The organism is Lutibacter flavus, assembly GCF_900188355.1.
GTDB classification, from domain to species: domain Bacteria; phylum Bacteroidota; class Bacteroidia; order Flavobacteriales; family Flavobacteriaceae; genus Lutibacter; species Lutibacter flavus.
The window spans coordinates 386,927-413,543 of record NZ_FZNX01000004.1 but is presented as its reverse complement, the minus strand read 5'-3'; the positions used below and the strand labels follow the sequence as shown (position 1 = coordinate 413,543).

The window sequence follows — 26,617 nt, the reverse complement described above, 5'->3', positions numbered from 1 at the left end:
ATGAAGGTTGCTGTTTACGCACAATATTATAAAACTGAAGATCAAAGTTATGTTGAAGATTTATTTAAAATTTTCCACAAATATAATATTGACTATATTATTGAACATACTTATTATTTAGAATTAAAAAATCATATTAATATAGATAGTACAAAAACCTTTTCTTCTCACAAAGAATTAGATGATTCTTTTGATTTTATGTTTACAATTGGTGGCGATGGCACCATTTTAAGAGCTGTAACATTTGTAAGAGAATCAGACATTCCAATTGTTGGTATTAATACTGGTAGGCTTGGCTTTTTAGCAACCATTCAAAAAGAGAATATTTCTAATGCTGTAGAATTACTTCTAAAAAAAGAATACATTATTAAAAAACGTACACTTTTAAGTGTAGAAACTTCTCCAAAAATTGAAAGTTTAGCCTCATTAAATTTTGCATTAAATGAAGTTTCAGTAAGTAGAAAAAACACAGCTTCTATGATTACTATTAAAACTTTTTTAGATAATGATTTTTTAAATTCATATTGGGCAGATGGTTTAATAATTGCAACACCAACCGGCTCAACGGGTTATTCTTTAAGCTGTGGCGGACCAATTATAACTCCAGAAGCTAAAAGTTTTGTTTTAACACCAATTGCACCACATAATTTAAATGCAAGACCACTTGTAATACCAGAAGATACAACTATAAATTTTACGGTAAGCGGTAGAGAGGATGAGTTTTTAATGTCTTTAGATTCCAGAATTACAACCATTAATAATAGTACAGAAATTTCCGTGCAGAAAGCTGATTTTAATTTAAAAATGGTTCAATTCAAACAACAAACATTTATAAAAACGCTAAGAGACAAACTACTTTGGGGGCAAGATACACGCAATTAGTTTAACCGTTTACTTTAAAAAAGTAATACGGTTTATATAACAATATTTTCATTTATAAGCAGTTTATCAAAAAAGACTTTGTTTAACTTCTATAAGCAAATAGAATTAATTATATTTGCACGCTATTTTATATATGAAAAAATTAATTTTCTTTATCGCATTTATCTGTATCACAACAACTTCCATTTCTCAAATAAATGAAATTGGAATTATTGCTGGTGGTAGTAATTATATTGGAGATATAGGTCCGGAAAATTACATTAACCCAAATAATTTAATGGGAGGTGTAATTTATAAATGGAATAAAAACCCAAGAATTGCTTTAAGAGGTACCTTTACATTTGCAAAATTAACTTCAGATGATGCTAATGCGACCAATAATGAACGTCACTTAAGAGGAATTAGTTTTACAAATAGTTTAAAGGAAATAGCACTAGGCCTGGAGTTTAATTATTTTGAATATAATTTAGATGATTATAGCAAAACCAGAACTCCATACATATTAATAGAAATAGCCGCATTTAATTATAAAACAATAATTGATGGAACGGATCCTTCTAATTATGAATACGGAACAAATACATCATTTGCTGTGCCTTTTGGTATAGGTTATAAAACAAAACTATTTGGTGACTTTGCCTTAGCTTTAGAAATAAAAGCCAGATATACTTTTGTTGATGACTTAGATTATAATAACAGTGAAATACCATCTTTAAATTTTGGAAATCCAAATAGTAACGACTGGTATGTTTTTAGTGGATTTTCCTTAGTTTATTCTTTTGGAAGACCTGCATGTTACTCAACACCTTATTAATGGAAGCATTAAAAAATAGCATACTTAAAAATAAAGTACCAAATCATCTTGCCATTATTATGGATGGTAATGGAAGGTGGGCAAAACTTAAAAATAAACCCCGAGTCTTTGGACATAAAAATGGGGTTAGTTCGGTTCGTGAAACAATAGAAGGCTGTAGAGAATTAGGAATTAAATATCTAACATTGTATGCCTTTTCAACAGAAAACTGGAATCGCCCTAAATTAGAAGTTAAAACATTAATGTCTCTATTAGTTTCATCACTAAAAAAAGAATTAAAATCACTTCAAAAAAATAACATTCGTTTAAATACAATTGGAAACCTTTTAGATTTGCCCGAAAATGCAAGAAAAGAGCTAAATGAAGTTATTGAAAAAACAAAAAACAACACCGCTTTAACCCTAACTTTAGCTTTAAGTTATGGATCTAGAGATGAAATTGTTAATGTTATCAAAAATATATCAAAAAAAGTTGTTAATAATGAACTTCAGGTAGAAGAAATTAATGAAAATATTATAAATAATCATTTATATACGTTTTCTTTGCCTGATGTTGATTTTATGATCCGTACAAGCGGTGAAAAAAGAATCAGCAATTTTTTATTATGGCAAATAGCTTATGCCGAATTGTACTTTACAAATACACTTTGGCCAGATTTTAAGAAAGAAAATCTTTTTAATGCAATTGTAGAATATCAGAATAGAGAACGACGGTTTGGAAAAACCAGTGAACAAATTGAAAAAATCAATGACTAAATTAAAAATAGCCCTTTTACTTTTTACTGTTATTTTAGGTTTTAACTCAGCAAATGCTCAGGAAGAACAAAACAATAATGATAAAACTGTTGAAATTAAGAATGCAGAGATTACCAACGATACTATCAAAAAAGATACTATTACTCCCGTTAATTTAAATACTGCTTATGTTAAAGATAGCTCCTACGAACTTGGAGGAATTACTGTTAAGGGACTTAAAAAGTTTGAAGAACAAACTGTAAAAGTTTTTAGTGGTTTAAAGGATGGACAAGAAATTAAACTTCCAGGAGATAAACTAACAAGTGCTATTAAAAAATTGTATGAAACAAAGCAATTTAGCAACGTTGAAGTATATATCGCAAAAATTGATGGAAATGTAGTTTATTTAGAGATTGAAGTTGAAGAACTTCCTCAACTTAATAAAATCACAATTCAAGGTGTAAAAGAAAGTAAAGCTAAAGAATTACAAAAGGATGCTGAGCTTAAAAAGGGTGCTATGGTAACAGACAATTTAATTGTTACTACTACAAACTATTTTAAAAAGAAATATCAAGAAAAAGGATTCTTAAAAACTAAAGTTACTTTAGACACTAAAGCAGATACTTCAGATGTAAATATTGTTAATATGTTAATTCATATTGACAAAGGCGAAAAAGTAAAAATTAAAAATATAACCTTTGATGGGAATGAAGCATTTAGCGATAAAAAGCTAAGAAAGGCTATGAAAAATACTAAAAAATCAATGTTTGGTAGATTTTGGAAAGGCTCCAAATATATAGATGCAGATTTTAAAGAGGATTTAGAAAAAATAATTACTACTTATAGCGAACAAGGACATAGAGATGCCAGAATAATTGATCACTCAATGACTTGGAACGATGACAATACTTTAAACCTAAACTTAAAAGTAGAAGAAGGTAAAAAATACATTTTTGGAGACATTAAGTTTATTGGAAATAGTAAATATACCGATGAACAACTTCAAAGAATTTTAAGAATTGAAAAAGGAGACACCTATAATGGTAAAGTTTTAAAAGAACGAGTTACCGGAGATGGATCTCCAGATTCTGAAGATATTTCAACAGTATACCAAAATAACGGTTATTTATTCTCTAGAGTTTTACCTGTTGAAACTAGAATTAATAACGATTCTATTGATGTTGAAATTAGAATTTATGAAGATCAACAAACAAAAATCAGAAAAGTTACGGTTAATGGTAATGATAGAACTAACGACCACGTAGTTTATAGAGAAATAGCAACTAAACCAGGATATTTGTACAGTAAAAGTGATATCATTAGAACTATTAGAGAAATTGGACAACTTGGCTTTTTTGATGCTGAAGCAATAACACCAGATATTAATCCTAATTATACAGATAAAACTGTTGATATAGATTATACGGTTGCCGAAAAAGGGTCTAGCCAAATAGAATTGCAAGGTGGTTATGGTGGTGGATCTTTTATTGGAACTTTAGGATTGTCTTTTAATAACTTTTCAACTAGAAATATATTTAATAAAAAAGCATATAGACCATTGCCAATGGGAGATGGACAAACGCTTTCTTTACGTTTACAAAAAAGCAGGTATTATACAACATCTAGTTTTTCTTTTACAGAGCCTTGGCTAGGTGGTAAAAAACCAAGATCATTATCTTTTTCGGTTTACAATTCTAAACAATTTAGATATGATTATTTTTCAAATAAAGTAGATAAAAGCCAACGATTAAATATTGTTGGAGCAACAATAGGATTAGGACAACGATTACAATGGCCAGATAACTATTTTACATTATCACAAAGTATTAGTTACCAATTATACGATTTAAAAGATTACCCAATTTCAACATTTTCATTTTCGACAGGGCAATCAAATAACTTAGCTTATAATATTACACTAGGAAGAAGTTCAGCAGGACCAAATCCAATTTTTCCAAAATCAGGATCTGATTTTAGTATAGGAGCTAAAATTACTTTCCCATATTCTTTAGTGAATAATAAAGACTATTCAACGCTGGAAGATCAAGAAAAATATAGATGGTTAGAGTATTACAAAGCAAGTTTTAAAGGAAAATGGTACACTGCTTTAACCAAGGACGTAGTATTAATGACAAACGCTGAATTTGGTATATTAGGTAATTATAACAAAAAACTAGGAGATTCTCCTTTTGAACGGTTTTTTGTTGGAGGAGATGGAATGGCTTCATACCAATTAGATGGTAGAGAAACTATAGCATTAAGAGGTTACGAAAACGGAAGAATCTCTTCAATTGCAGGTGGAACTATTTACAATAAATTTCAAATGGAGGTTAGATATCCTATTACATTAAAACCTTCGGCTTCAATTTATGCTTTAGGGTTTTTAGAAGCTGGTAATTCTTATGATGGCTTTAGCAACTTCAACCCTTTTCAATTAAAAAGATCAGCAGGAATGGGACTTAGAATCTTTATGCCAGCCTTTGGTTTATTAGGAATTGATTTTGCTCACGGTTTTGATCCTTTACCTGGAGGCATTGAAAAATCTGGATGGCAAACTCACTTCATAATTGGACAACAATTCTAATGTAAATCTGTTATATTTGTATATGAATAATAAATTGGCACGGTTTTTTCTAAATACATTATAGATATGATAAAAAAAGTTCTTTTATTTGCATTTTTAATTTTAAGCTTTTCGTCAATAGCACAAAAAGCTCAAAGAATTGGATATATAGATATGGAATATATTTTAGAAAATATTCCTGAATATAATGAAGCTCAATCTAAATTAAATTCTAAAGTTATTACATGGCAAAGTAATATTGAAGTTCAACAAAAAGAAATAGAATCTTTAAAGTCTGAATTAAATATTGAAAAAGCCTTATTAACAAATGAATTAATTTTAGAAAAGGAAGAAGATATTCAAATTAAATCTTTAGAATTAAAACATCTTCAAGATTCATATTTTGGAACTGATGGAGATTTATTTTTTTTAAGACAACAATTGGTGCAGCCAATACAAGATTTAGTTTACAATGCTATTCAAGAAATTGCAGTTAAAAGAAAATATGATTTTGTGTTAGACAAATCAAGTGATTTAATAATGCTTTACACAAATAAGCAATACGATATTAGTGAATTAGTAATTAATAGCATTACAAGAACTAAAAAAATTGATGCAGCTAAAGAAAAACAAGCTGGTGGCAAAAAAGAAGATGGCACAAATGAAACTATCACTAAAAAAGACGAAAACGCAGTAAAAGTATTAAGCGAACGTGAAGCTAAAAAAGCTGAATTACAAAAAAGAGTTGCGGCTAAAAGAGCTGAACAATTAAAAAAACGTGAAGAACTTAAAAAAGCTATTGAAGAAAAAAGACAAAAAAGAATAAAAGAAATTGAAGACGCTAAAAAAGCAAAAGAAGAAAAAAACAAGAATAATTAATTTAAATAACACCAATAAAATGAAACAATTTAGAACTTTATTACTAATTGCAATAATTACTTTAGGATTTAATTCAATTCAAGCTCAAACTAAAGTAGGTCATATAAGTACTGATTTATTACTAAGTCTTATGCCTGAAACTAAAACTTTAAATGCTGATTTAGAGAAACTAAGTAAAACTTATGAATCTGAATTAAAAGCAGAAAATGATAAGCTTACTGCTAAATTAAAAAGATATGAAGCAGAAGTAGCTTCTCAAACCGACGAAGTAAATCAACAAAGACAAGTAGAGGTTCAACAAGATCAACAAAGTTTATATCAAGCATCTCAAATTGCTCAAGAAGAAATTAGAAAAAATAGAGATGAAAAGTTAAAACCAATTTTAGAAAAAGCGAGAAAAGCTATTGAAGATGTTGCCAACGAACAAGGTTTTACTTATGTTTTAGACGCTTCAAGTATTATTGTTGCTAATGGTACTGATTTATTACCAGCAGTAAAAACAAAGTTAGGTATTCAATAAAAAATTAAATATCATATAAAATTAAATCCCGCAATAGCGGGATTTTTTTATACATTTATAATTCAAAAATTTTATAATTTAAAGTGAATAATCAACCCATTGGTTTATTTGATTCTGGTATAGGTGGCACTTCAATTTGGAAAGAAGTTGTTAAGCTATTACCAAATGAAAATACCATCTATTTAGCTGATAGTAAAAACGCTCCTTATGGCGAAAAAACTACCGAAGAAATTATTGAATTATGTATTAAAAATACTGAATTTTTGATTTCAAAAGGTTGTAAGCTTATTATTGTGGCTTGTAATACTGCTACCACAAATGCCATTGATTATTTAAGAAACCACTACAGCATCCCATTTATTGGAATAGAACCAGCAATTAAACCTGCAGCACTTTACAGCAAAACAGGTGCAATAGGTATTTTAGCAACAAAAGGAACTTTATCCAGTAAACTTTTTGAAAAAACAACAAGAGAATACGCTAAAAATATTATTACAATAGAACAAGATGGTGAAGGTCTAGTTCCACTAATTGAAGCTGGAAAATTAAATTCAGCAGCACTAAATCAATTACTTTCCAAGTATTTAAAACCGATGCTACAATTTAATATTGATCATTTGGTGTTAGGCTGCACGCATTACCCCTATTTAATTCCACAAATAACAGAAATTATAGGTTCAACAGTAAATATTATCGATTCTGGTGAGGCAGTTGCTAAACAAACCAAAGCTATTTTAGAAAAAAATAATATGCTTTCAAATAATCAAAATATCAACATTCATCAGTTTTATACTAATACACAAACCGAAGTTTTATCGACAATACTAAGTGATGTTTCGCTAAATTTTAAGGTTGATAAACTAGATTTTTAAAAACCTTTATTTATACCAACTCGAATATTTTACATAATTATCAGCAATTCTATTTATTTCACCAGAAATTAATTCCTGACTGATATCTTTCACTTTTTTAGCAGGAACACCTGCATAAATAGTTCCAGACTCAATATGAGTGCCTTTTGTAACAACAGCTCCAGCAGCAATAATACTGTTACTTTCTACAACACAATCATCCATAACAATTGCTCCCATCCCAATTAATACATTGTCATGAATGTTACAACCATGAACCATTGCATTATGCCCTATTGAAACGTTGTTTCCAATATTTGTTGGATGTTTTTGATAAGTTGCATGTATCACCGCTCCATCTTGAACGTTCACCTTATTACCCATTTTTATATAATGAACATCACCTCTTATCACCGCATTATACCAAATACTGCAGTTATCCCCCATTTCAACTTCTCCAATAATTACAGCATTTTCAGCTATAAAGCAATCTTCTCCTAAAACAGGTTTATTGCCATTTAATTCTTTTATTATCATCTTTTAAATTCTAATTGCACTAAATAATTAAAACATTCTATTTGTTTTTCCACCACGTTCGTTCCAAAATTTTCTTGGACTAAAACAGCCAAAATCAAATCCTAAAGTTATTTGATGATAGCCCGCATCGTCAAATAATATTTCACCAGATTGTTTGGTATAAGTATACGAAATCATATATTTCTCAAAGTTAACCCCTACAATAGGAGTTAAATAATTTAACTCTTGGGTATCTCCACCATCAAAACCTCTTCTATAAGAAAAAGCGGCCCACAATTTCGCTGTTGGTAATTTTTTATACACCTTCATATTAAAATCAACAAATTTCTCATTGGTTCTTTCAATATATTGAATCATTATTGATGGCTCAATCTCTACTGTTTTACCATTTTTATAATAGTCAAAATAATAACCCAGCGACAATAAATATCGTCTTAAATTTAAGGATTCATAATCTGCATTGTACAAATTTCTTGCACTTAACATAATGTTTTTTGCCGTGAAATAAGCGAAAAAATCAACGTCATGAAAAGCCATACTAAAATCGGCATTAAAATAACCAGCACTTTTCACAAATTGATCAGCAATAGGATCATCAATTACAAACTCACTTATATCTAACTTACTACTAACTGTCATTAAAGAAAGTCCAAACGATAACTGACGTGAATATTCAAGACGCCCCAATTCTAAATGGTAAGCATAAGTAGCCTGAATTCCTTGCTGGCTATGATACCCGTTTTTATCATTAAAAACAATTAAACCCAGCCCTGCTTTTTCTCCAAATTTTGAATGAATATTTATTGTTTGTAATGATGGCGCATCTTTAATACCGCTCCATTGGGTTCTACCAGTTAATCTAATTTTACTACAATCTCTAAATCCGGCAGCAGAAGGATGCACCAAATAAACATTATCTGACAGATAATCTGAATAAATTGGAAGTGTTTCCTGAGCTTCAACTGAAAATCCAGAAATTAATAAACATAGAAAAATATAAACCCCGTAATTTTTCATTATTGCAAATAAACTACCAAATATAAAGTATTTATGGCGATTAAAATATTGTATGATTTAATAAAAAGTTAAAATTGAACCATTCAAACAATTATTATCTTATTCTGCATAGATTTATTAAATTTCACAAATTATCCATATTCTTTTAGAAAGTAAAGAACAACAAATGAAATATCATTTAACATGGTTTTAATATACTCTAATTAAAATTTTATAACTTTGTGAATTATTATGAAACAAGTATTTAAGAAAATATCAGCTATTTTAATGGCATTTGTAGTATTGTTTTCTACAATGTCATTTAGTATAAGTGAACACTATTGTGGTGATCACTTAGTGGATAGTGCATTATTTTCAAAAGCTGAATCTTGTGGTATGGAAATGCAAAAACCATCACCAACTGACAATTGTAATATTGATAAAAAAGATTGTTGTAGTGATGTTGTAAAACAATTTGAAGGTCAAACAAATTTAAAAACTGATCTTTCTAATTTAACTTTTGAACAACAAGTTTTTGTTGCCTCATTTATTTATTCTTATGTAAATTTATTTGAAGGATTAGACCAAAACATTATTCCTTTTAAAAATTATTCTCCCCCATTTATAGTCAGGGATATTCAAACACTTGACGAAGTATTCTTAATTTGATTTTAAGTTTTTAGTTAAAAACCCAATTAGCACTTCTAATTCGGGCTTGTTTTGCTGTACGTTTTTATAGCAATATTTATTTTACTAAATACTTAATATCAAATAGTTATGCTAAATAAAAGCATTAAATTTTTAATAGAAAACAAACTAGTAGCTGTATTATTATTAGCACTATTTATTGGATGGGGAATCTCAACAGCCCCGTTTGATTGGGATACCGGACTTATTCCTAGAAATCCTGTGGCTGTTGATGCCATTCCTGATATTGGAGAAAATCAGCAAATTGTTTTCACAAAATGGAGCGGAAGATCACCACAAGATATTGAAGATCAAATTACCTACCCTTTAACAACTTCATTATTGGGAATTCCTGGAGTTAAAACAATTAGAAGTTCTTCTATGTTTGGATTTTCAAGCATCTATATAATTTTTGAAGAGGATATAGAATTTTACTGGAGTCGCAGTCGGATTTTAGAGAAACTAAATTCACTTCCTAATGGATTATTACCAAATGATGTTCAACCTGCTTTAGGTCCAGATGCTACTGGATTAGGTCAAATTTATTGGTATACATTAGAAGGCCGGGATGAAAACGGAAATGTAACAGGTGGATGGGATTTACACGAATTGCGTAGCATTCAAGATTACTATGTAAAATATGGACTTTCGTCAGCATCAGGAGTATCTGAAGTTGCATCTATTGGTGGTTATGTTCAAGAATATCAAATAGATATAAATCCTGAAATTTTAAAAGAATACGGCATTTCTTTACAACAAGTTGTAAATGCAGCACGTAATAGCAATAAAGATATTGGGGCAAAAACCATTGAAATAAATCAAGCTGAGTATTTAGTTCGTGGATTGGGGTATATAAAATCTGCTGAAGATATTGAAAATACAGTGGTGACTTCAAAAGATTTCACTTCTATATTAATTAAGGATGTAGCTAAAGTTTCATTAGGCCCAGCAGAACGAAGAGGAATCTTAGATAAAGAAGGAGCTGAAGTTGTAGGTGGTGTTGTGGTTGCTCGTTATGGAGCAAATCCAATGGAAGTAATAACCAATGTAAAAAAGCAAATAGCAACAATTGGTGCTGGGTTGCCTTCAAAAGTTTTAAAAGATGGACGTACTTCTCAAGTAACTATTGTGCCTTTTTATGATAGGACTGAACTCATAAAGGAAACATTGAACACTTTAGACGAGGCATTAACCCTTGAAATTTTAATTACAATATTAGTAATTATCGTAATGGTTTTTAACCTTAGAGCTTCCATATTAATTTCTGGTTTATTACCTATTGCTGTGTTGATGGTTTTTATCTCTATGAAACTATTTAATGTAGACGCTAATATTGTTGCTTTGTCAGGTATTGCAATTGCAATTGGAACTATGGTTGATGTTGGTGTAATTCTATCTGAAAATATCATTCGACATTTGGATGAAGATCGTAATAAAACACCTATTAATAAATTAGTTTATAACGCAACTACAGAAGTTTCCGGAGCAATTGTTACTGCAGTTATGACTACCATTATAAGTTTTATTCCCATATTTACAATGATAGGTGCCGAAGGTAAATTATTCAGACCCTTGGCATTTACCAAAACAATGGCTTTAACTTCTTCTTTAATTGTAGCTTTATTTATAATCCCTGCCTTTGCCGCTTGGTTATTCGGTTGGAAACCATCCCTTAAAAAAGGAAAATCTATAGGTAGTATTGGTTTAATTATAGCTGGTATTATTGGAGTATTTGGTGGTTACTACATAGCTTTATTGCTAATTGCCTTTGGAATTTCCAACATTTTAAAATTAAGAAGAATTCTTTCTGATGAAAAGGCAAACCTTGTAAATATAATTATTTCATCATTTACTATAGTTGCATTTTTAAGTATTTATTGGCGACCATTGGGAGTTGATAATTCAATTTTTACAAACCTACTATTTGTTGGTGTTATCTGTTTTGGACTGCTGGGAGGTTTTATTTTATTTAGAAGGTCTTATGTGAGCATTTTAAAATGGGCACTAAACAATAAACTACTATTTTTAAGTATTCCAACTTTAATAATTGTTCTAGGTGTTGGAGTTTGGAAAAACACGGGAAAAGAATTTATGCCAGCCTTAAATGAAGGTTCCTTTTTATTGATGCCAACCTCCATGCCTCATTCAGGAATTGCTGAAAATAAACGTGTTTTACAACAATTAGATATGGCTGTTGCAACTATACCTGAAATTGAAACGGTAGTTGGTAAAGCCGGAAGAATTGAAAGTGCATTAGATCCAGCTCCATTATCTATGTATGAAAATATTATAATTTATAAGCCGGAATACAAACTAAATGAAGATGGAAAACGATTGAAATTTAAAGTAACTAATGGTAATTTGTTTGAAACAACTTCAGGCCAATTTATTGCATCAGGAACAAAAGTTGAAACCAATAAATTAATTGAAGATTCAGCTGGGGAGTATTATAGAAACTGGCGTAAAACTATAAATTCCGCTGATGATATTTGGAATGAAATTGTTCGAGTTACAAAATTGCCAGGAGTAACTTCAGCACCAAAATTGCAACCTATTGAAACTAGGCTAGTGATGTTGCAGACTGGTATGCGTGCGCCAATGGGGATTAAGGTTAAAGGACAAGATTTAGCTCAAATTGAAGCTTTTGGTTTAGAATTAGAAACTGTTTTAAAACAAGTTTCTGGAGTTAAAAAAGAAGCTGTATTTGCAGATAGAATTGTTGGAAAACCATACTTATTAATTGACATCAACAGAGAGAAATTAGTCCGTTATGGTCTAAACATTAATGATGTTCAAAGTGTTTTAGAAGTTGCTATTGGCGGTAAATTACTTACTCAAACTGTAGAAGGTAGAGAACGCTATGGAGTTAGAGTTCGTTACCCAAGAGAACAACGTACAAGTCCAGAAGATTTCGAAAAAATCTATGTTCCAACACCAAATGGGAACCCAATTCCCCTATCGGAAATTGTAACTATTAAATATGAACAAGGCCCACAGGTTATAAAAAGTGAAGACACTTTCTTAGTGGGTTATGTATTATTTGATAAATTATATGGCGAAGCTGAGGTAACGGTTGTTGAAAGAGCTCAGGCAGCAATTCAGGGTAAAATAGAGAGAGGCGAGTTAGCAATACCAAAAGGATTAAATTATCAATTTACTGGAACGTATGAAAATCAAATTAGAGCAGAAAAAACATTATCCGTTGTTGTACCTCTAGCATTGGTAATCATCTTTTTAATACTGTATTTCCAATTCCGTTCTGTAACAACTTCACTAATGGTTTTTACAGGAATTGCTGTTGCATTTGCAGGTGGTTTCATGATGATTTGGTTGTATGGAGAATCGTGGTTTTTAAACTTTGAAATATTTGGTATTAACCTTCGTAATTTATTTCAAATACATCCAATTAATTTAAGTGTGGCTGTTTGGGTAGGGTTTATTGCCTTGTTTGGAATTGCAACTGATGATGGTGTTGTTATGGCAACCTATTTAACACAAACTTTTGAAAGAAATGAACCAATAACTAAGCAAGAAATAAGAGCTTCTATTGTAGAAGCAGGTGAAAAAAGAATCCGCCCTTGTTTAATGACAACAGCTACTACAATACTGGCATTATTACCTGTGCTAACATCAACAGGTAGAGGGTCAGATATAATGATTCCAATGGCTATACCAAGTTTTGGAGGGATGTTAGTAGCCTTGATAACGCTATTTGTAGTACCCGTTTTGTTCAGTTGGAAAAAAGAAGTTTCATTAAAAAAATTAAACAATGAAAATTAAAATAGGATATATAATAGTATTTTTTATAACTATCTCTAGTTATGGCCAATCCATGAAAGAGTACTTAAATATTGCAGAAAAAAATAATCCCGAATTAAAAGCTATGCAATATAAATATGAAAGTGCTTTGGAGAAAGTAAACGAAGAAGGAAGCTTGCCTAATACAACAATTGGAGCTGGGTTTCTTATTCAAGAAGCAGAAACGAGGGTTGGTGCTCAAAAAGCGAAGCTTTCAGTATCACAAATGATGCCTTGGTTTGGAACTCTACAAGCTAAAAAAGAAAGCGCTTCTTTTAAAGCTGATGCACAATCAAATTCAATTGATTTATCAAAAAGAAAATTATTTCTAAACGTTAAAACTGATTATTTTCAATTGTATGAATTAAATGAAAAAGAGCGGATAATTAAAAAAAACATTAATATTCTTAAAACTTTTGAAGATCTAGCATTAAATGAATTGGAGAATAACAGATCCACAATGGTTGATGTGCTCAAAATTAGAATGGAAAAAAATGAGCTTTCTAATAAATTAAGTGAGATTGTAGAAAATTTAAAAACCGCCCAAATTACTTTTAATTTAATTCTTAACCGAGAAGAGAATCTTTTAGTGAACATCCCAAAGAATATTGAAATTATAGATGACAGTAATCTATTTAAAAAAGAAATGATTTCAGATAATCCACAACTATTGAAACTAGACAACCTGCAAAATGCAATAGAAAAAGCTGAATTAGTTTCTAAAAAAGAAGGACTGCCAACTATTGGAATTGGTTTAGATTATGCTATTGTTGAAAACAGGGCTGTTGAAAATTTATTGGATAATGGTAAAGATATCATTATGCCTATGATTACTGTTTCAGTTCCATTATTTTCAAAAAAATACAGTTCCAAGCAAAAACAATTACAATTAGATCAAAAAGCTATTGAAACTATCAAAATTAATGCAAAAAATCAACTATATACAATTTTTGAAAAAGCAAAAAGTAAAATGGTAAATGCTAAAACCTCAATTAAAACTCAAATTGAAAACATAAAAGAGGTTGATAATACTAAAAAATTATTATTTGTTGCCTATGAAACTTCAATAATTGATTTTGATCAACTTTTAGAAATTCAACAATTAAAACTAAAATTTCAATTAAAAAAAGTGGTTTCAGAAAAAGAATATGCAATTCAGAAATCGACTTTAGAATTTTTAACTAAAAATGAATAAGAAATGAGACTAAATTATAAAATATCTGGAATGACTTGCGATGGTTGCAGAACCAACGTTGAAAAAGCATTAAACAATGTAAATGGAGTTGAAAAAGCAACTGTTAATTTAAAAAATGAAGAAGCAATCATTGAAATGGAAAAGCAAATTCCAATTGAAATATTTCAAAAGGAGATTTCAAATAAATATACTATTAAAATAAAAGAACTTAAAGTAACAGAGATAGTTTCAAACCAAATTATTGAAAAACCTAAAAGTGGATTTAGGCAACTGCTCCCATTATTTTTAATTATTGGATATATCTCAATTGCTTCGCTGCTTATAAATAGAACTAGTCTTAACTTAAACTCATTTATGCTAGATTTTATGGGTTTATTTTACATTGTCTTTAGCTTTTTTAAGCTTTTAGATTTAAAAGGGTTTCCAGATTCTTTTAGTATGTACGATCCTATCGCAAAAAAAATTCCAATATATGGTTGGATTTATCCTTTCGTTGAAACTGCATTAGGATTGCTATTTTTATTGCGTTTTAAAATTGAATTAGCGCTAATTATCACAATTATAGTTTTAGTAATAACAACTATTGGAGTTACAAAAATATTAATCGATAAAAAATCTATCCAATGTGCTTGTTTAGGAACTGCATTAAAATTACCAATGACCAAAGCCACGTTTATCGAAAATGCTATTATGTTATTTATGGCATTTTGGATGTTATCTAACTAAAAAAAGAAATCATGAAAAAATATATAATTTACATTGGAATATTAGCTGCTGGCCTAGTTTTAGGCTGGTTGATATTTGGAAATTCTTCAACCTCGGCAGATAAACACAATCACGAAACTTCTGAAACAAAAAAACAACAATGGACTTGCTCTATGCATCCGCAAATTATTCAGCCAGAACCTAGTGATTGCCCAATTTGTGGAATGGATTTAATTCCCGCAGAAACTTCGGCAGATGGGCTAATTGCAAACGAGTTTAAAATGACTGTAAATGCAATGGCATTAGCTAATATTGAAACAACAGTAATAAGCACTATTTCAAATGAAGTAAGCGGTTTAATGCTTTCAGGAAAAATTAAGGAAAATGAAAAAACAAATTCAATTCAAACAGCTCACTTTGGAGGAAGAATAGAAAAATTATTTGTGAATTCTACCAGTGAAAAAATATACCGAGGTCAACAATTAGCATTGATATATTCTCCTCAGTTAGTTACTGCTCAAAAAGAATTATTAACTGCTTTAGAATCAAAATCACGAGATATTTCTTTATACAATGCCGTTAGAAATAAGTTAAAACTTTGGAAACTTTCTGAACAGCAAATTGATAAAATTGAAGCATCTAAAACCATTATTACAAACTTCCCGGTATATTCAAATGTGAGTGGAATTGTTACAAAAAAAATGGTTGAAGAAGGTAATTACGTAAAAGAAGGACAAAGTTTACTCATGATTTCAAATTTGAATACTGTTTGGGCAGATTTTGATGCTTATGAGAAACAACTTTCCTTAATAAAAGAAGGTGATGAAATAAGTATTACGACCAATGCAAATCCAAACAAAGAAATTAAAACCAAAATTTCATTTATTAATCCTGTTTTAAATACTTCAACCAGAACTGTAATTGTTAGAGCTGAATTAAACAACAGCAAAGGCAAATTAAAACCTGGAATGTTTGTAAAAGGTGCGTTGACACCTCAAGAAATGGATCAAAAATATTTACTCAAAATTCCTAAAACGGCCGTTTTATGGACAGGAAAAAGATCTGTAGTTTACGTTAAAAAACAAGGAAATGAGCCCATTTTTGAAATGAGAGAAGTTACATTAGGTAATGAAATTGCAACAAATTATGAGATTTTAGATGGGTTATCTGAGAACGAAGAAATTGTAACCAATGGTACTTTTACAGTGGATGCTGCAGCACAATTACAAGGTAAAAAAAGTATGATGAACAATGCTGGTGGAAAAGTAATGACCGGACACGAAAATCATATTGGAATGCAAGAGCCAATAAATTCAGAAGAAAGTAAAATAATGATTGAACGCCTTAAAGTATCTTCGAAATTTCAAGATCAACTTAAAATAGTATTTACAAATTACATTGAATTAAAAGAAGCCTTGGTAAATGATGATAGCAATTTAGCTCAAAAATCTGCTGATTTAATAGTTAGCAACTTAGATAAAATAGACATGAAATTATTAACAGATTCAAAATCTCATAATCTATGGATGTCACTTTTAAAAGAGTTAAAATCCTCTTCTAAAAAAATAGCAATATCAACAGATATTAAAAATCAAAGAACACATTTCATCACTTTATCAAATACAATTACAAAAAGTGTTACAATTTTTGGAGTTAATCAAAAAGTTTACAAACAATTTTGCCCAATGGCAAATAATGATAAAGGAGCTATTTGGTTAAGTACTGAAGAAAATATTGAAAATCCATATTTTGGTGAAATGATGCTGAAATGTGGTACTATAAAAGAAATAATAAATTAATAATTAAATATTTAACAAATGAGAAAACTAATTTTAGGAGTAGCAATTTTTGCTGCAATTGGCTTAACCACTGGATACAGTCAAACACACAAAGAAATAATGAAAACCGAGCAGGTATCCTTAAGTAGGATAACTTTTGGGGTTAGAGGTAACTGCAATATGTGTAAAAAAACAATTGAAAAAGCGGCAAACAGTGTTAAAGGTGTTTCAAAAGCAAATTGGAATAAAGACAAAAAAATGATAATGGTATCATTTGACAGCTCAAAAACCAATGAGATGGAAATTCAAAAAGCAGTAGCCGCTTCGGGTTATGATACCGAAAAAGTAAAAGGAAATTTAGATGCTTATAGTGGTTTACCAGGATGTTGTAAATACAACCATTCAATGGAAATGAATCAAAATACTGAAGCAAATAAAGAAGATCATAGTGGTCACAATCACTAAATATTAACTATTTAAGAAAATAACATTATGAAAAACACCTTAAAAAATATTGGACTACTTTTTTCATTTACACTACTAACATTTATAGTTTCTTGTGAGAAAAGTGATGATTTAATTAATAATGATGTTGCTGGGACCTACGAAGGTACTTTAACAATTGATTTAGGTAAAAAAACAGATAATTCTAAAACTACAAATAACATAGCTACAGCTATTGTTAGTATGGTTGGGGATCAAATTGAAGTTCATTGTTTTGGAGATAATTTTGATACTACAATAATGCTCGATATTTACGAGAATGGAAGTGATATTAGTGTTTGTTTAACAGGTACTGAATTTGAAAATATGTATGGACATATGGTGGGACAATCAAATATGAATGGGAATATGCAAAATATGGATTCTGAGTGGATGCAACATCTAAACAACGATCACCAATCTGGAGATGAGCATTTTGGTGGTTTTGATATGCAGCATCATTCTTTTAACTATACTTTTACAACAGACCACGGTAATTATCATTTTGAAGGAACAAAAAAATAATAATTTTTAAATAATAGAACATAAAAAAAGCCATTTTTAAGTTGAAAATGGCTTTTATATTTTAAATAACTATTAGAGTTCTCTTCTATTATCCTCAGAATTATTGTCTATTAATTTATTATAAGGATCTACTCCAACTTCAGTCGGTTTTTTATCAACAATAATACTTACTTTATTATTTATTGAAGTTATTTTATGCTTCTTTAGATAGAGTTCAACTTCATCTTTTTCGCCATCAATTTCTTCTTGATAAAAAATACCTATTTCAACATAATCTTCTAAAGGAAGTGACATTTCTGGCTTTTTCATTTTTTCGGTTTTAAAAGAAAGTGTATCTCCAACTTTTTCTCCATAGATACGTTTTCCTTTATCACTAAGTCTATATTTACTTACGTTAAACTCTATATCAACCTGATATTTTCCGTTTTCTAATTCAGTTGATTTCACATCTACAACTCTATTTTTATAGAGTGTAATTGTTTCAAACATGTCTTTAATTACATATTGTAACGAATCTGGTGTTGCTTGTCTTATATAATCAACCATTTCAATTGAAGTTGTGTAAGGAGGTTCTTGAAACTTCACTTTTTCAACATATTTTTTAATGGCTGCATTTAAATTTTCTTCACCTATAAAATCGCTTAAAGCATAAAAAACCAGAGAACCTTTTTTATAATGAATGTACATTTGACCATCATTATACATTAACGGACTTTCGCCTTTTTGTTCCAGCGTTCTACCTTGCAAATATTCATCTAAAGATTCTTTTAAATACTTACGCATTTTCTTTTTTCCATGTTGATGTTCCAACACTTTCAGCTTCACATAATCGGACATGCTTTCGGATAGCATTGTAGCACCTTTTACATCGGCTCCAATTACTTGATGCGCCCACCATTGATGTGCCAATTCATGCACTGTTATTGCAAAACCATAATCAACACCACCTTTATCAGAATCATCAACATCTGCAATAAAACCTACTCCTTCAGAAAAAGGAATTGTATTTGGAAATGATTGGGCAAAACTCCCTTCGGTTCTGGGAAACTCAATAATACGTGCTTGTTTATGTTGATACGGACTAAAATAGTTAGAATTGTAATCCAAAGAAGCTTTCATCCCTTCTAACATTCTGTCTAAATTATATTCGTGTCCTTTATGGTAATAAATTTCTAAATTAACATCGTTCCAAGTGTCTTTTTTAACTTCATATTTAGCAGAATTAAACGCGTAAAAATTTAATATTTTACTATCCATTTTATAGTGAAAATATCGTCTTCCATCTTCTTCCCATTCTTTTTGTAAATATCCTGGAGCAATTGCAATTTGATCTTTAGAAGTACTTACAGTTGCTTCAAAATCAATCCAGTCAGAATCTTTTGAAATATAAGTACCGCCCAAAGCTGATGAATCGGTTGGAAATGGTCTTAATTCATTTTTAGGCAACTCGTACTTTTCACGAACTTTATCATCTCTTAATTCTCCTCCGCTTGCATAACCCAAAGAAGGAAACAGTACTTTGTTGTTAATAAATGTTCCATTTTCATTTACATCTGAATGAACTCTAAGAAATGTATTTGGTTTGTTTTTTACTTCAAAAGTTAACTGTAAACTATCACCAGGCAATAATTCTTTTTCTAATTTATAAATATCAAAATTATGAATGGTATCCTCTAAAACTAGTGTATTCTTTTTATTAAAAGTAAAAGTGCTCGGGTATTTATTATGATTTAATAAAATACTGTCAATTTTCTCTGAAGATTTATTTACCATAATATAGGTTCCTGTTGCATTGAAATCTAATTCTTTTGGAAAAATATTCATGGCAACATTTACGGCAACAATTCTAGGCTGTGTTTTATTTTCAAACTTCCTATATTTTTTCTCCCATTCAACTTGTAATAATTCTCTTTCTTTTATTGAAGTTCTATCATTCAGCACATTGTTTTCGTAATAAATTCTGAAACCCAGCGATAAAAATGCAACTAAAAACACAACAAAACCAATTAAATAGGCCCCTTTAAATCGAGATTTAGCAATTGATAAACGTTCTTTAAATGAATGAGGCAAGCCTCTAACCCAAAATAAGGCTGAAACAATAAGCAATACAATCCCTGCAAAAACCCAATAAATTTTATAGGTCATATACCTACTAAAAAATGAACCATAACCGTTCATATCTGAATAAGAATAACCAGGTGCTTGGTTGTATTTAAATATAGATTGTTCTATACCTGCAAAACTTAAAAATGGTAGGCCTATAGAAATCACCAACAATATAAATAACCCTAAATAAGCATTGCCAACTAGTGTTTGAATAAACAATGCTAAAAATGCCCAAATTGCAAAATGAATAAATTTTATAATTAATAATTCATACAAATATTGGTCTATTTCAAAATTATAATAACCTCTATAAATTTGAAAAATAATTCCTCCAACCATAATTACAAAAAGCAGTACTACTTGCATTTTTAATAAGGCTACAAATTTTGATAGTAATAAGCTCCAATTTGGAATTGGAGTTACATCAATTAAATGGTTAGATTTTGCCATTTTTGCTCTTTGAACAAGCATTCCTGCATACAAAAAGGTAAGAATATTTATAAATAAAGAAAAGGTATTTCCAGGATATAATAACATTTGCCAAGTAGTTGGGTATGTTTTTGTCCCTGAAATTTCACCTAAAGAAATAGACATTATTAAAATAAAAATAAGTCCGACAAGTAAAATGCTTAAAAACGGCCAACTTTTTATAATAAATTTAAAATCTAAATTTGATAATTTCCAAGATGTTTTTAAATTTTGTATAAATGAAAAATCATACGAAACTTTTGGAAGTTCAATTCTAGTAATACCTCCAAAATTACTTTTTGTAACGCGTTCCGCCTTTTGTTTTTTAAAACTAAATGACAATGCATTTTGACTAAATGAGAAATATTTGAACACCAATCCAAAAATAACTGTTGCAATTGCCAACCATAATAAACGATTGTAAATAACAACTCCTTTAATAGGAAGTAATAATTCATTTTGTTCGGCAACAGTCCAATAACGTGTATAATAATTAGCCGCTTGAGACCCAAATGGGTCTAACATTGCAGAAAGGAATCTGTTATCAATATCGTTCAATAAACTTTCAGAAACACCTTGTATAAGCATTAACATTACAACAACAATAAATCCTGCCGAAATATTTCGAGTAAAAGTTACAGTTGCAAATACAATAGCACCAAACAAAAATACATTTGGAATTATGTAAATAAAATATGCTTGTAAATAAGATGCAAACCTAAAAGAGCTAATAATTTCTGAATTTGTACCTGGCAGTCTAAATCCAATAAACATTCCAAAACCAATAGCTAGCACAATTAGAGTAACTATTAAAAATGAGCTAAAAAATTTGCCAAATAAGTAATCTGATTTTGTAAACGGGTAAGAATATAAAATGGTGTGCATTTCACTTTTAAAATCTCTAAAAATAGACACACCTATTATTGAAGGAAATAAAAAGTAAATTAAAATGGTTAATGCATTAAACATTCCATTTAAATTTATTGGAGAGTTTACAATTTTTGAAGAGCCCGTGCTCATAGTAAGCGAGTCAAATATACCCGCTGAACTAGCTGTAACAAACATTGAAATTACAAAAAAGATAGCTAGATATATATAGAATGATGGTTTTTTAAACCAATATTTTAATTCGTGTTTAAATATTGTGGAAAACATATATGTACATTTAAATTGTTAAAAAAAGGACTTACTCTGAAACTAAATTTGCTTCATCTTCTTTTAAAGCGATAAAATACACATCGTCTAACTGAGGTTGTGCCTCTTTAAAATCTTCTGCTGGTTTTTCTAAAGAATGGACTCTAATATTTAGCGTATTATCTTGGTTATAGTTTGAAGATAATATGTTGAAATTTGCTTCCATTAATTCCAATTCGTCTCGTTCAATTACTTTAGTCCAAATTTGATCTTTCACTTCTTGAACACAAGTTATTGGAGTTGTATGTTTTAAAATTCTACCTCCATTAATAATTACCATTTCATTACATAATTCCTTTACATCGTCAACAATATGCGTAGAAAATATTACAGTACAATTTGTACCAACTTCGCGTAATATATTTAAAAACCGATGACGTTCTGCTGGATCTAATCCCGCCGTTGGTTCATCAACAATTATTAATTTTGGATTGTTTAATAATAATTGAGCAATTCCAAAACGTTGTTTCATTCCTCCAGAATAACCTGCTACGTGTTTTTTTCTAACTTCATATAAATTAGTAATCTCTAAAACTTCTTTAACTAACTTTTCTCTATCAAGTTTAGAACTTACTCCTTTTAAAGTGGCAAAATAATCTAATAGTTCTTCGGCAGACATTTTTGGATATACTCCAAAAGATTGCGGTAAATAACCCAACACTTTTCTTAATGCCATATTATCATCCAACACATTAATATCTCCAAAAGTTATGGAACCTGAATCTGGACTTTGCAATGTTGCAATAGTTCTCATTAAAGATGATTTTCCAGCTCCATTTGGACCTAATAGTCCAAACATTCCTGTTCCAATTTCAAGACTTAAATTATCTATAGCTTTTACTCCGTTTTTATAAGTTTTTGATAGATTTTGAATAGTTAATTTCATAGATGTTTTATTTTTAGGTTACAATATAAGTAACTTCTTAGTTTTATTTGTTACAAAAAAAGGTTACAAATAAAAAAAGCCATTTTCTTAAGAAAATGGCTTTTACAAATTTTATTTATAAAATAGTTTACAAATTAGCTACCAACCAATCCCCTACTTCACTTGTTTTATAAGACTTATTTTTACCTGATAAATCTTCAGTAACAACACCTTCATCCAATGATTTATTAACTACAGCTTTTATAGCTTCAGCTTCTTCTTTTAAACCAAACGCCATCTCAAACATCATTGCAGCAGATAAAATAGTTGCTAATGGATTTGCAATATCTAATCCAGTAGCTTGTGGATATGAACCGTGAATTGGCTCAAACAATTGATTTTCTGAACCAACAGAAGCACTTGGCATTAATCCCATAGATCCTGAAATTACAGAAGCTTCATCAGTTAAAATATCTCCAAATAAGTTTTCTGTAATTAAAACATCATAAGAATTTGGCCATTGAACCAATCGCATTGCAACTGCATCAACAAATTCATAAGAAACCTCAACTTCTGGATAGTCTTTTTCCATTGCTTGTACTGTTTCTCTCCATAATCTAGAAGTTTCCAACACATTAGCTTTATCAACACAACATAATTTTTTTGTACGTGTCATTGCTAATTCAAACCCTTTTTTAGCCAGACGTTGTACTTCAGCTCTTGTGTACACACAATTGTCAAAAGCAGTTTCTCCACCGTCTCTTCTTCCTTTTTCACCAAAGTAAATTCCACCAGTTAATTCTCTTAAAAAAACTAAGTCAGTACCTTCAATACGTTCTCGTTTTAAAGGCGAATTATCAATTAAAGAAGGAAATGTAAATGTTGGTCGAACATTGGCAAATAAGCCTAATTTTTTACGCATTTTTAACAAACCTTGTTCTGGACGAACTTTTGCTGAAGGATCATTATCGTATTTTGGATGACCAATAGCTCCAAACAAAACGGCATCTGCATTTAAACAGATTTCGTGCGTTTCATCAGGATATGGTTCTCCACAAGCATCAATTGCAGCTGCTCCAGTTAATGCAGGTGTCCAGTTAATATCATGTCCAAATTTTGTTGCTACAGCATCACAAACTTTCACAGCTTGATCAATTACTTCAGGACCAATTCCGTCTCCTGCTAAAAGTGCAATATTTAATTTCATTTTTTTTAAGCTTTTGGCTGTTCGATTTTGGCAATTTGCTCAATAAACAGCTATAATTTATATTAATTTAATTTGTATTTAAGCTAATAGCAAAAGGCTAAAAGCACTATCTAAATATTTAACATTCGTTGAGTGGCTTTAATTGCAGATACTGTTTGATCTGAATCTAAACCTCTTGTTATAAATCTTTTATCTTTGTTTTGCCACGTAATTATTGTTTCACACAATGCATCCGATGTACTTCCCGGTGGTATTCTTACCGCATAATCTACCAACTTAGGTAACACCATTTTTTTCTTTTTATATAATTTTCCAAGTGCATTCAAAAAGGCATCAAATTGTCCATCTCCTTGTGCATGTTCTTCAAAACGCTCCCCATCAATTAAAACCGAAACAGTTGTTGATGGTTGTAAGCCTTTTGAATGTGTTAAAACATAAGAATCAATAGTAATTTTTTCTTGAATTAAATTACTATTTAAAACATCTGATATTATATATGGTAAATCTTCTTTTGTAACTTGTTCCTTTTTATCACCCAACTCAATAATACGTTGTGTAACTTTCTTTAAATCTTCATCGTTTAATTCAAGGCCTAATTCCTGAAGATTTTTTTCAATATTTGCTTTTCCTGAAGTTTTACCTAAAGCATATTTACGTTTTCTACCAAAACGCTCTGGCATTAAATCGTTAAAATATAGGTTATTTTTATTATCTCCATCGGCGTGAATACCTGCGGTTTGGGTAAAAACATTTTCACCAACAACTGGCTTATTTGCCGGAACTCCAAAACCAGAAAATGCTTCAATTAACTTACTAACTGAATATAAAGCGGTTTCTTTAACCTGAATTTCAATCTCATCTTTAAAGAAATCATTTATTACTGCAACTACACTTGCTAAAGGAGCATTTCCAGCTCTTTCACCCATTCCATTAACAGTTAAGTGTAAACCGCTAGCTCCTGCTTTTATGGCTTCCATAACATTCGCGACACTTAAATCGTAATCGTTATGTGCGTGAAAATCAAAATGTGTATTTGGATATTTTGCGGTTATTTTAGAAAAATATTCATACGTCTCAGTATGAGTTAAAACGCCTAACGTATCTGGCAATAAGATTCTAACAACTGGTTGAGTTACTAAAAAATCTAAAAATTGAAACACATATTCCTGAGAATTTCGCATTCCGTTACTCCAATCTTCTAAATAAACATTGGTTGCAATTCCTTCTTTTTGAGCTAATTCAATAACTTCTTTTATTTCAGAAAAATGTTGTTCAGGTGTTTTTTTAAGTTGATGCGTTAAATGATTTAAAGAACCTTTGGTTAATAAATTTTGAACCTTTGCTCCTGCTTCTTTCATCCAATCTATAGACCTTCCTCCATCAACAAACGTCAATACTTCAACCTTATTAATATAATTGTGTTCACTTGCCCAACTAGTAATGTTTTTAACTGCTTGAAATTCTCCCTCTGACACTCTTGCTGATGCAATCTCAATTCTATCAACGTGCAATTCTTCTAACAAAAGTTTTGCAATCGTTAATTTTTCAGGTGAAGAAAATGATACTCCAGATGTTTGTTCTCCATCTCGAAGCGTAGTATCCATTATTTCAATTTTTCTTTTTTTCATTTTAAAAACAGTCGTTTTATGTAAAAAAGTATTTTATAATTTATTTTCAAACTGAGCTTGTTAAAGTTGAATCTAATTTCTGCTAATTAAAATATTTCGACAGGCTCAATATGACAAAGGTTTTGCTTTTTTAATTAATTATTTTAATGGCACCAATAAAAATATTGATTCCTGCCTTCGCAGGAATGACAAAACAACATTTAATTAAAACGGTCTTGTTGCAGCAAAGCTTTGAATTTCTTCTTTCATTTTTGTTAAATAGTCGATATCATCAAAACCATTTAACATATTTTGTTTTTTATAATCATTAATTTCAAAAGATTCCTGCTCTCCAGAAACTAAAATTGTAATCGTTTGTTTTGGCAAATCAATTTCGATTTCAGTTTTTGGATCAGCTTCAATTGCTGTGTAGATTTTATCTAAAAATTGAGCACTTACCTGAACTGGTAATACTCCAATATTTAAACAATTTCCTCTAAAAATATCTGCAAAGAAACTAGAAACTACACATCTAAATCCATAATCGTACACCGCCCAAGCAGCGTGCTCTCTAGATGAACCTGATCCGAAGTTTTTACCTCCAACTAGTATTTTACCAGAATACATTGGATTGTTTAAAACAAACTGTTCTTTTGGAGTATTGTCTGGATTGTATCTCCAATCTCTAAATAAATTATCTCCAAATCCTTTACGCTCGGTTGCTTTTAAGAAACGAGCTGGAATTATTTGATCTGTATCTACGTTTTCAATTGGTAACGGAACCCCAGAACTTTTTAATATTTCGAATTTATCGTAAGCCATATTATTTGCTTTTGGCTACTAGCTGTTTGCTTTTGGCTATTTACTAGTAGTATTTATTTTACTAATTAATTTATTTAAACTTCTTTTTAGCTGATCTACTTTACTTGCTAGATTGTTAATTTCTATTTCTGAAACCAATTTTAAATCATTCACAAGAATTAAAAAATATTCCAATTCTGCTGCTGAGCCATTTGAAATAACAAGAAATCTTTTAAACTCAACTTCACTTTCTCTTCCACATCCTTCCGCAATATTTGCAGGAACTGATGATGAAGCTCTTCTCATTTGACTTGCTAAGCCATATTGTTCATCTTTTGGAAAACTAGTTGTTAATTTATAAACATCCAATGTAATTTGATGTCCTAATTCCCAAACTTGATATTTTCTAAAATTTCTCAATG

General features: G+C 30.0%; 22 protein-coding genes. 14 read left to right on the top strand and 8 right to left on the bottom strand.

From position 1 onward, the window contains the following. The 7 genes from CHB63_RS12905 to murI all read left to right on the top strand — a co-directional run bounded on the left by CHB63_RS12905 (window position 1) and on the right by murI (window position 7,264). Window positions 1–882: an NAD kinase gene (locus CHB63_RS12905; protein ID WP_089378880.1), complete on the top strand. Its 882-nt coding sequence runs from the start codon at window positions 1–3 to the stop codon at window positions 880–882. A 133-nt stretch (window positions 883–1,015) separates the two neighbouring features. Further along, complete coding sequence (gene porG / locus CHB63_RS12900; RefSeq protein ID WP_245856970.1) at window positions 1,016–1,696, top strand: type IX secretion system protein PorG; 681 nt, start codon at window positions 1,016–1,018, stop codon at window positions 1,694–1,696. Next, window positions 1,696–2,451: an isoprenyl transferase gene (locus tag CHB63_RS12895; protein ID WP_089378879.1), complete on the top strand. Its 756-nt coding sequence runs from the start codon at window positions 1,696–1,698 to the stop codon at window positions 2,449–2,451. Before porG ends, CHB63_RS12895 begins: the two co-directional genes overlap by 1 nt. After that, on the top strand, window positions 2,444–5,014 hold the full coding sequence (bamA, locus tag CHB63_RS12890; protein ID WP_089378878.1) for an outer membrane protein assembly factor BamA: 2,571 nt from the start codon (window positions 2,444–2,446) through the stop codon (window positions 5,012–5,014). Before CHB63_RS12895 ends, bamA begins: the two co-directional genes overlap by 8 nt. Window positions 5,015–5,080: 66 nt before the next feature. Then, a complete protein-coding gene (locus CHB63_RS12885; protein ID WP_245856968.1) occupies window positions 5,081–5,872 on the top strand; it encodes an OmpH family outer membrane protein in 792 nt (263 codons plus the stop codon). Between the two features lie 19 nt (window positions 5,873–5,891). Continuing rightward, a complete protein-coding gene (locus CHB63_RS12880) occupies window positions 5,892–6,392 on the top strand; it encodes an OmpH family outer membrane protein (RefSeq protein WP_089378960.1) in 501 nt (166 codons plus the stop codon). An 83-nt stretch (window positions 6,393–6,475) separates the two neighbouring features. Continuing rightward, window positions 6,476–7,264: a glutamate racemase gene (gene murI, locus CHB63_RS12875; protein WP_089378877.1), complete on the top strand. Its 789-nt coding sequence runs from the start codon at window positions 6,476–6,478 to the stop codon at window positions 7,262–7,264. A 6-nt stretch (window positions 7,265–7,270) separates the two neighbouring features. Here murI and CHB63_RS12870 read toward each other — a convergent pair whose 3' ends face one another. Further along, window positions 7,271–7,780: a gamma carbonic anhydrase family protein gene (locus CHB63_RS12870; protein ID WP_089378876.1), complete on the bottom strand. Its 510-nt coding sequence runs from the start codon at window positions 7,778–7,780 to the stop codon at window positions 7,271–7,273. Between the two features lie 27 nt (window positions 7,781–7,807). Next, entirely contained in the window at window positions 7,808–8,797 is a 990-nt protein-coding gene (locus CHB63_RS12865) for a PorP/SprF family type IX secretion system membrane protein (protein ID WP_089378875.1), read from the bottom strand. A 231-nt stretch (window positions 8,798–9,028) separates the two neighbouring features. Between CHB63_RS12865 and CHB63_RS12860 the strand changes: the two genes are divergently transcribed. The 7 genes from CHB63_RS12860 to CHB63_RS12830 all read left to right on the top strand — a co-directional run bounded on the left by CHB63_RS12860 (window position 9,029) and on the right by CHB63_RS12830 (window position 17,947). Continuing rightward, window positions 9,029–9,445: an HYC_CC_PP family protein gene (locus CHB63_RS12860; protein ID WP_089378874.1), complete on the top strand. Its 417-nt coding sequence runs from the start codon at window positions 9,029–9,031 to the stop codon at window positions 9,443–9,445. Window positions 9,446–9,553: 108 nt separating this feature from the next. Continuing rightward, a complete protein-coding gene (locus tag CHB63_RS12855) occupies window positions 9,554–13,243 on the top strand; it encodes an efflux RND transporter permease subunit (protein ID WP_089378873.1) in 3,690 nt (1,229 codons plus the stop codon). Beyond that, window positions 13,233–14,456 carry a TolC family protein gene (locus CHB63_RS12850; RefSeq protein ID WP_089378872.1) on the top strand — a complete coding sequence of 408 codons (1,224 nt, stop codon included), beginning with the start codon at window positions 13,233–13,235 and terminating at the stop codon, window positions 14,454–14,456. Before CHB63_RS12855 ends, CHB63_RS12850 begins: the two co-directional genes overlap by 11 nt. A gap of 3 nt (window positions 14,457–14,459) precedes the next feature. Further along, on the top strand, window positions 14,460–15,182 hold the full coding sequence (locus tag CHB63_RS12845) for a heavy-metal-associated domain-containing protein (protein ID WP_089378871.1): 723 nt from the start codon (window positions 14,460–14,462) through the stop codon (window positions 15,180–15,182). 11 nt (window positions 15,183–15,193) lie between these two features. After that, window positions 15,194–16,960: an efflux RND transporter periplasmic adaptor subunit gene (locus tag CHB63_RS12840; RefSeq protein ID WP_089378870.1), complete on the top strand. Its 1,767-nt coding sequence runs from the start codon at window positions 15,194–15,196 to the stop codon at window positions 16,958–16,960. Window positions 16,961–16,978: 18 nt separating this feature from the next. Next, complete coding sequence (locus CHB63_RS12835) at window positions 16,979–17,404, top strand: heavy-metal-associated domain-containing protein (protein WP_089378869.1); 426 nt, start codon at window positions 16,979–16,981, stop codon at window positions 17,402–17,404. 27 nt (window positions 17,405–17,431) lie between these two features. Next, window positions 17,432–17,947, top strand: a complete 516-nt coding sequence (locus CHB63_RS12830; protein WP_089378868.1) for a hypothetical protein — start codon at window positions 17,432–17,434, stop codon at window positions 17,945–17,947. A 72-nt stretch (window positions 17,948–18,019) separates the two neighbouring features. On the opposite strand, the gene CHB63_RS12825 is transcribed toward CHB63_RS12830, so the two are convergent. The 6 genes from CHB63_RS12825 to CHB63_RS12800 form a co-directional block, all read right to left on the bottom strand. Further along, window positions 18,020–21,676 (bottom strand): ABC transporter permease/M1 family aminopeptidase, encoded by a 3,657-nt coding sequence (locus tag CHB63_RS12825; RefSeq protein ID WP_089378867.1) that lies wholly within the window; start codon window positions 21,674–21,676, stop codon window positions 18,020–18,022. Window positions 21,677–21,707: 31 nt separating this feature from the next. Beyond that, window positions 21,708–22,601, bottom strand: coding sequence for an ABC transporter ATP-binding protein (locus CHB63_RS12820; protein ID WP_089378866.1), 894 nt, complete (start codon window positions 22,599–22,601; stop codon window positions 21,708–21,710). A gap of 127 nt (window positions 22,602–22,728) precedes the next feature. Next, window positions 22,729–23,787: a 3-isopropylmalate dehydrogenase gene (leuB, locus tag CHB63_RS12815; protein WP_089378865.1), complete on the bottom strand. Its 1,059-nt coding sequence runs from the start codon at window positions 23,785–23,787 to the stop codon at window positions 22,729–22,731. Window positions 23,788–23,897: 110 nt separating this feature from the next. Further along, window positions 23,898–25,415 carry an alpha-isopropylmalate synthase regulatory domain-containing protein gene (locus CHB63_RS12810; protein WP_089378864.1) on the bottom strand — a complete coding sequence of 506 codons (1,518 nt, stop codon included), beginning with the start codon at window positions 25,413–25,415 and terminating at the stop codon, window positions 23,898–23,900. A 204-nt stretch (window positions 25,416–25,619) separates the two neighbouring features. Further along, complete coding sequence (gene leuD / locus CHB63_RS12805; RefSeq protein WP_089378863.1) at window positions 25,620–26,216, bottom strand: 3-isopropylmalate dehydratase small subunit; 597 nt, start codon at window positions 26,214–26,216, stop codon at window positions 25,620–25,622. Between the two features lie 36 nt (window positions 26,217–26,252). Then, window positions 26,253–26,615 (bottom strand): four helix bundle protein, encoded by a 363-nt coding sequence (locus tag CHB63_RS12800; protein WP_089378862.1) that lies wholly within the window; start codon window positions 26,613–26,615, stop codon window positions 26,253–26,255. Window positions 26,616–26,617 lie beyond the last annotated feature (2 nt).

What these genes read in the sequence shown, in the direction of transcription:
- CHB63_RS12905 (WP_089378880.1), top strand. Translation starts at nt 1, where the DNA reads ATGAAGGTTGCTGTTTACGCACAATATTATAAAACTGAAGATCAAAGT.
- porG (WP_245856970.1), top strand. Translation starts at nt 1,016, where the DNA reads ATGAAAAAATTAATTTTCTTTATCGCATTTATCTGTATCACAACAACT.
- CHB63_RS12895 (WP_089378879.1), top strand. Translation starts at nt 1,696, where the DNA reads ATGGAAGCATTAAAAAATAGCATACTTAAAAATAAAGTACCAAATCAT.
- bamA (WP_089378878.1), top strand. Translation starts at nt 2,444, where the DNA reads ATGACTAAATTAAAAATAGCCCTTTTACTTTTTACTGTTATTTTAGGT.
- CHB63_RS12885 (WP_245856968.1), top strand. Translation starts at nt 5,081, where the DNA reads ATGATAAAAAAAGTTCTTTTATTTGCATTTTTAATTTTAAGCTTTTCG.
- CHB63_RS12880 (WP_089378960.1), top strand. Translation starts at nt 5,892, where the DNA reads ATGAAACAATTTAGAACTTTATTACTAATTGCAATAATTACTTTAGGA.
- CHB63_RS12870 (WP_089378876.1), bottom strand. Translation starts at nt 7,780, where the DNA reads ATGATAATAAAAGAATTAAATGGCAATAAACCTGTTTTAGGAGAAGAT.
- CHB63_RS12865 (WP_089378875.1), bottom strand. Translation starts at nt 8,797, where the DNA reads ATGAAAAATTACGGGGTTTATATTTTTCTATGTTTATTAATTTCTGGA.
- CHB63_RS12860 (WP_089378874.1), top strand. Translation starts at nt 9,029, where the DNA reads ATGAAACAAGTATTTAAGAAAATATCAGCTATTTTAATGGCATTTGTA.
- CHB63_RS12855 (WP_089378873.1), top strand. Translation starts at nt 9,554, where the DNA reads ATGCTAAATAAAAGCATTAAATTTTTAATAGAAAACAAACTAGTAGCT.
- CHB63_RS12850 (WP_089378872.1), top strand. Translation starts at nt 13,233, where the DNA reads ATGAAAATTAAAATAGGATATATAATAGTATTTTTTATAACTATCTCT.
- CHB63_RS12845 (WP_089378871.1), top strand. Translation starts at nt 14,460, where the DNA reads ATGAGACTAAATTATAAAATATCTGGAATGACTTGCGATGGTTGCAGA.
- CHB63_RS12840 (WP_089378870.1), top strand. Translation starts at nt 15,194, where the DNA reads ATGAAAAAATATATAATTTACATTGGAATATTAGCTGCTGGCCTAGTT.
- CHB63_RS12835 (WP_089378869.1), top strand. Translation starts at nt 16,979, where the DNA reads ATGAGAAAACTAATTTTAGGAGTAGCAATTTTTGCTGCAATTGGCTTA.
- CHB63_RS12830 (WP_089378868.1), top strand. Translation starts at nt 17,432, where the DNA reads ATGAAAAACACCTTAAAAAATATTGGACTACTTTTTTCATTTACACTA.
- CHB63_RS12825 (WP_089378867.1), bottom strand. Translation starts at nt 21,676, where the DNA reads ATGTTTTCCACAATATTTAAACACGAATTAAAATATTGGTTTAAAAAA.
- CHB63_RS12820 (WP_089378866.1), bottom strand. Translation starts at nt 22,601, where the DNA reads ATGAAATTAACTATTCAAAATCTATCAAAAACTTATAAAAACGGAGTA.
- leuB (WP_089378865.1), bottom strand. Translation starts at nt 23,787, where the DNA reads ATGAAATTAAATATTGCACTTTTAGCAGGAGACGGAATTGGTCCTGAA.
- CHB63_RS12810 (WP_089378864.1), bottom strand. Translation starts at nt 25,415, where the DNA reads ATGAAAAAAAGAAAAATTGAAATAATGGATACTACGCTTCGAGATGGA.
- leuD (WP_089378863.1), bottom strand. Translation starts at nt 26,216, where the DNA reads ATGGCTTACGATAAATTCGAAATATTAAAAAGTTCTGGGGTTCCGTTA.